The sequence below is a fragment of the Martelella sp. genome, from assembly GCF_984369615.1.
The window spans coordinates 1-5,359 of sequence record NZ_CFHTCS010000301.1 but is presented as its reverse complement, the minus strand read 5'-3'; the positions used below and the strand labels follow the sequence as shown (position 1 = coordinate 5,359).

The window sequence follows — 5,359 nt, the reverse complement described above, 5'->3', positions numbered from 1 at the left end:
GCTCGTCAGGCTCATAACCTGAAGGCCGCAGGTTCAAATCCTGCCCCCGCAACCAGAAAATCAAACCCGTCGCAGCCGCGGCGGGTTTTGTCGTTCTCAAGGCCGTTACAACAGCTGGACGCTCCGTCAACACAAGGATCTGACCCAGTTCGCCGGCACGCATATCGACCATCGGGATGACACGAGCTTCACCGCGGGTGGCGCATTCGTTTCGCTCGATACACCGCGCCACGCGGGAATGGTCTGCCACGGCAGTAGACCCTTCCAATCATATCCGCCAACCGCATAGGCGCCGCGTTGGCGGAGGTCGTCCGGGTCAGCGGGCCGGGCATCAACTCCGCTGATAGGTGCCGGGTGACATGCCGACATGGCGGCGGAAGGCTGTGTTGAAGGCGCTGACCGAAGCATAGCCGACCCGCTGGGCGATTTCCGCTGTTGCGACCCTCTGTTGCAAAAGCTGCTTTGCAAGGGCCATGCGCCAGCCCGTGACATAGTTCATCGGGGTCACGCCAATCTCGCGCTGGAAGCGGGCATAGAAAGTCGACCGGGACATTGCGGCGTCTTTCGCAAGGCTTCCGGCGCTGATGCCGCGCCCCGGATCCTCATGGATGCGCCGGAGCGTCGGGGCGAGCTGGGGATCGGCCATGCCGCGCAGAAGACCTGGCGTTGCATAGCCGCCGCCCGCCGATCGCAGCGCCTCGATAAAAAGCACTTCCAGCAGATGCGAGAGCACAATCGCGCGCGCGGTTCGTCTGGCGCCGGTTTCCTCGTTGATCATCCGCACCAGAAGTATCAGCCTCTCCGCACCGCGCACGTGGATGAGGTCGGGCAGCAGCGAGACGAGAAGCGCCTTGTCGTTGGCGCGGAAGGCGCAATGGCCGACCATTGCCTGGATTTCGACAGGCGCTGCGGGATCGCCCAGCCTGAAGACACCGGGGCTGGTCTCAAGACGTTGCGCAAGCGCCCCGCGCGGTGGCGGCTGAAGGCTGCTCATCGTGAAGGCGTAAGCCTCCGGAATGAGGACGAAGTCGCCGGCCCCCAGCACCATGGGCATCCTGCCGGCGACGGTCAGAAGGCATTCGCCATCGACCACGGCGCAATAGAACGGGCTGCCAAGGTCGGTGCGTTCCACAAGCCACTGTCCGCCGCCCGTCACCTGCTTGGCGATAGAGGGCATCGGTTTGAGCAACGAGACGACTTCTGCGACGGGATCGATCACGATTTCGGACTTTTGATAAAAGACGACGGACATATAGATATAGAATGTCCGGAGAAGCAAGTCCATCTTGGCGCAACATCATTATCAGGAGATATGAGAATGCCCAGGATACTCGTGACCGGCGCCTCTTCCGGCTTTGGACTCGCCATCGCCCGGACCTTCCTTTCCAGAGGCTGGGACGTCGCGGCGACCATGCGCGACCCGAAATCCGATCAATTGCCTGTTTCGGACAAGCTTCAGCTCCTGCCGCTCGACGTAACCGATGCGAAGAGCATCGAGAGCGCTGTCGCCGCGGCAGGACCACTCGACGCACTGGTCAACAATGCTGGCGTCGGCATGCTGAATGTGCTTGAGGGAGCGGACATGGAGAAGGTCCGGGAGTTGTTCGAGACCAATGTTTTCGGCGCGTTCGCTGTGACCAGGGCGGTTCTGCCGCAATTGCGGATGCGCGGCGCGGGGGTCATCGTCAATATCAGTTCCAGCGTCACACTGAAGCCGTTGCCTGCCCTTTCGGTCTATAGTGCCAGCAAGGCGGCGCTGAATGCCTTTACCGAGAGCCTCGCCCTTGAGGCGGGTCTCTTCGGTGTGCGCGCGCGTCTGGTCCTGCCGGGCTCGGCGCCAACTACGGACTTTGGCAAGAATGCCGTGGCGCGCATGGGCATGGACATCCCCGAGCCTTATACCGCCTTCGTTCACGACTATCTGGCAACGCTTCGCTCCGGCCCCCTGGTCACGACGGCGGAAGATGTCGCCGCGGCCGTCTGGCTGGCCGTGACGGATGAGAACGCGCCGATGATGATCCCCGCAGGCGCGGACGCGCGCGCGCTGTTCAACGAAGAAGATCGCGCCACGGCTTGATCCCGTCTTCCACGCAGCCCATTCAGGAGCTTGACCCATGAACAATCTGATCGATCTCGCGCGGCACCTCCCCGCGCCGGAGGCGGCGCTGACCGTTGCCTATACGCCTATCCGCCTCGCAATGGGCGGCCGTCAGCCGCTGGAGTTGCGGCTGACGGCCCATGCGAGCGGGAACAGGCTTCCCATTGTGCTCCTGTCCCATGGTTTTGGCCCGTCGCACTACATCCCCTCGAAGGATGGCTATGCGCCGCTTGCACAGTTCTGGGCGGAACGCGGATTTGCGGTGATCCAGCCGACCCATGCCAGCTCCCGCGTCGGCGGCCTGCCGGCGGATGCAGATGGCGCGCCGTTCTTCTGGCGCGAGCGGGTAGCGGAACTTCAGCTCATTCTCGACCGTCTGGACGACGTGGAGCAACAGGCAGCCGGCATTGCCGGCAGGCTGGACAGGGAGCGCATCGCGGCGGTCGGCCATTCCTTCGGCGGACACACCGTTTCACTGCTGCTAGGCGCGAAGTTGCATGGTGAGGATTTCTCCGATCCGCGGATTTCCGCCGGAATGCTGCTGGCCGCGCCCGGGCGCGGCGGCAACGATCTGACAGAGGAAAACGCCGCGCGTTTCCCGTTCTTCGACGTCGACTTCTCAACGATTGCGGCCCGGACCCTCGTCGTTTGCGGCGATGCGGACAATCCGCATTTCACGCCGCGCGGCCCGGAATGGCACGCCGACGCCTTTCATGACGCCAGGGGAACGGACGGCGATCTCCTGACGCTCCATGGTGTTGGCCACGGGCTTGGCGGCATAGCGGGCCTGGACGCGAAGGAGACGGAGACCGAGGCGCCTGATGTGCTGGAAGCGCTGAAACGCCTCACGCTCGCCTGGCTCCGGACGGCCCTTGGCGTCGATCCGGATGCCTGGATGCAGAGCCGCGCGGCGCTCGAACAGTCCGCACCCTCGCTCGGGCATGTGATCTCCCAAAGACCGGCAACGCAATAACGGGCGGAGCCGTACCGCAAGCGGCTCCCGCCCCGCGCGGCGTGGAGCCGTGATGCCGAGGGCGGCAGATTGCCTCACGCGGCGATCGGCGGCGCTTGGTGACGCCATTCATCCGCGCCGCCCGCCAGCTTCGACGGACAGGCGGAAATGCGCCGGCCCCTCCTGTTCCCGCAAGGCGACGCGACGGATAGGAAAGCCGTCTCGTCGTTTCGCCTTATGACGGGGAGGTCCGCTCCGGTGAACCCGGCCCGAAGACCTGAGGCGACAGGACGATATCGGCAAGGGTGTAGTGATCGAAGACGCCGAGGAAGGATGTGAGCGCTTCGTTCAGTATCGTTGGCAACTTGCAGGCTTTCGTGACCACGCACTGATTTCCGGTCGCAAAGCATTCGACAAGCGCGAAATCGGCCTCTGTCGCGCGGATGACAGCGCCGAGATTGATCCGCTCGGGCGGCAGCGCCAGCCGGAAGCCACCGGAGCGACCGCGAATGCTGATCAGATATCCGTTTCGGGTCAGCGCATTCACGACCTTCATAAGATGGGTCTTCGAGACCGAATAGGCCGCAGACGTCTCTTCGATCGTGACCAGCCGGTCGCCGGCCGAAGCTGCATACATCAGCACGCGCAGCGCGTAGTCGGAAAAGGTTGTCAGACGCATCGGCGCGCTCCCTGGAGGCTGCGGCGGCTGAATGCGGAGGATCTTCCGCATCCGGACGCGCGTCCTATGTCGGTAGTATCATATATCGGCGATGTCTTTCGTCGGGAGACGGATCAAACCATGACGAATTTTCTGCTCGAGATCCGCGCGCAACCGCCATCACGCCCTTTCCGTCGCTGGGCCGGCTCAGACCGTTTCAGTTACGGGGCCTGAACAGCATTGGACCGTAGACCAGGCAGAAGCCCGCAAAGGCGAGAACCCATGCCAGTCCTGCTAAAGGCATCAACGAGAACGTCCAGCCAGGATTGAAGGCAGCGGCAAGACGCAGGACCAGTGCGATCACGATGGCCAGATAGATTGCCGCCGTCGCCGGCGGCGCCGTCAGCGGATAGCCGGTGTGGCCGCGGCTGGCGCGGGTCATGATCGCAAGCGTCATGCCGCCGATGGCGCCGACGGTCCAGCAGTGTATGGCAGCGCTTTCCGCGCCGGCGCTTCCCGTAAAGGCAGCATAGCCGGAGAACACGAAGCCGAGACTGACCGGCAGGAATGCAAGATGCAGGATGAAGACCAGCGGCTCGGCCAGCGTTTTCAGAGGTCGCCAGCGCCATTGTCGGAACAGGTTGAGGGCACCGATGGCCATCAGAAGCAAGCCCAGCATCGGCTCTTCTATGTCAAATGCGGGAAACGCGATCCATGCGCCAAGACCGGCGGCGCTCATCACCATCACGAACCGGTCGAATTCGCCGAAAGCAGGCGGCAGCGCCGGAGAGCCCTGCTTCTTGAGCCAGTTGCGGGTGAAGCTCGGGACCACCCGGCCGCCGATGATCTGGATCAGCATGATGATGAGGGCAATGGCGGCGCGTTCGGCATAGACCGACGTGCCGTAGCGGATGTTTTCGTAGTAAAACAGGATCTGCGTGGCGGTAAACAGCGAAAGGACCACGATCACCTTCAGGTTCCGCCAGTTGCGCCCGGCGAGGATTTCCCGCGCCAGAAAACCGATCAGCGCCAGCGGAAAGGCGAGAGCCGCAAGATAGACAAGTGCTGGCGGGAGCGAAGCGGAGAAGCCGACGATAGCCCGCGCGCCAAGCCAGAGGCCGAACAGGCCCGCAAGCGGCCGGCCGACGACCGGCAGGCGGCCCGTCCAGTTGGGAACGGCCGTCAGAAGAAAGCCCGCGATGATCGCCGGTACATAGCCGTAAAGCAGTTCGTGGACATGCCATGACACGGGCGTGAACATGCTTGGCACCTGGATAAAGCCCAGATACCAAGGCACCCAGAGCGCGATCAGCAGGGCGGCGTCAAGCGCGCCGAAGAAGAAAAACGGCCTGAAGCCATAGCTGAAAATCGCCGGTCCTTGCCATGCGCGCAGTCTTGCCATTGTCGTCATTGTTCGTCTCGGCAATCATGTTGGTTGAGTACGGGTTGAGCGGAACACGGGCACACCGGTCAGTATGGGCCGGCGAGTGGCGAGCGAGCCGGAATAAAACATGCATTTTATATTCATCTTTTGTCTCGCCGGTCAATGTCCGTCCGCCCGGCGGGTCAAGTTGACGCAGGTTGGTAGCGGAGATTGGGAAAGCGCGATGCCTGGATTCGATAGCTGAAAGCCTCCTTTGTGCGTCCGAAT

At 63.0% G+C, this 5,359-nt stretch carries 7 protein-coding genes; 2 read left to right on the top strand and 5 right to left on the bottom strand.

Features of this window, described 5'->3' with window-relative positions; translation table 11 throughout:
• Together AC5DC2_RS18735 and AC5DC2_RS18730 are read right to left on the bottom strand one after the other, a co-directional pair.
• Positions 1 to 250, bottom strand: a 250-nt coding sequence (locus AC5DC2_RS18735; RefSeq protein WP_491699559.1) for a hypothetical protein, incomplete at its 3' end; no start/stop codon positions are given.
• An 81-nt stretch (positions 251 to 331) separates the two neighbouring features.
• On the bottom strand, positions 332 to 1,219 hold the full coding sequence (locus AC5DC2_RS18730; RefSeq protein WP_491699560.1) for a cupin domain-containing protein: 888 nt from the start codon (positions 1,217 to 1,219) through the stop codon (positions 332 to 334).
• Positions 1,220 to 1,318: 99 nt separating this feature from the next.
• On the opposite strand from AC5DC2_RS18730, the gene AC5DC2_RS18725 reads away from it, so the two are divergent.
• Entirely contained in the window at positions 1,319 to 2,077 is a 759-nt protein-coding gene (locus AC5DC2_RS18725; protein WP_024706812.1) for an SDR family oxidoreductase, read from the top strand.
• Between the two features lie 37 nt (positions 2,078 to 2,114).
• A complete protein-coding gene (locus tag AC5DC2_RS18720) occupies positions 2,115 to 3,071 on the top strand; it encodes an alpha/beta hydrolase family protein (RefSeq protein ID WP_491699558.1) in 957 nt (318 codons plus the stop codon).
• Positions 3,072 to 3,285: 214 nt separating this feature from the next.
• Here AC5DC2_RS18720 and AC5DC2_RS18715 read toward each other — a convergent pair whose 3' ends face one another.
• From AC5DC2_RS18715 to AC5DC2_RS18705, 3 genes are all read right to left on the bottom strand, one after another.
• Entirely contained in the window at positions 3,286 to 3,729 is a 444-nt protein-coding gene (locus AC5DC2_RS18715) for an RrF2 family transcriptional regulator (RefSeq protein WP_491699557.1), read from the bottom strand.
• Positions 3,730 to 3,925: 196 nt separating this feature from the next.
• Positions 3,926 to 5,110 (bottom strand): NnrS family protein, encoded by a 1,185-nt coding sequence (locus tag AC5DC2_RS18710; RefSeq protein ID WP_491699556.1) that lies wholly within the window; start codon positions 5,108 to 5,110, stop codon positions 3,926 to 3,928.
• A partial coding sequence (locus AC5DC2_RS18705; protein ID WP_491699555.1) for a hypothetical protein occupies positions 5,031 to 5,359 on the bottom strand: 329 nt, incomplete at its 5' end. The genes AC5DC2_RS18710 and AC5DC2_RS18705, both read right to left, overlap by 80 nt.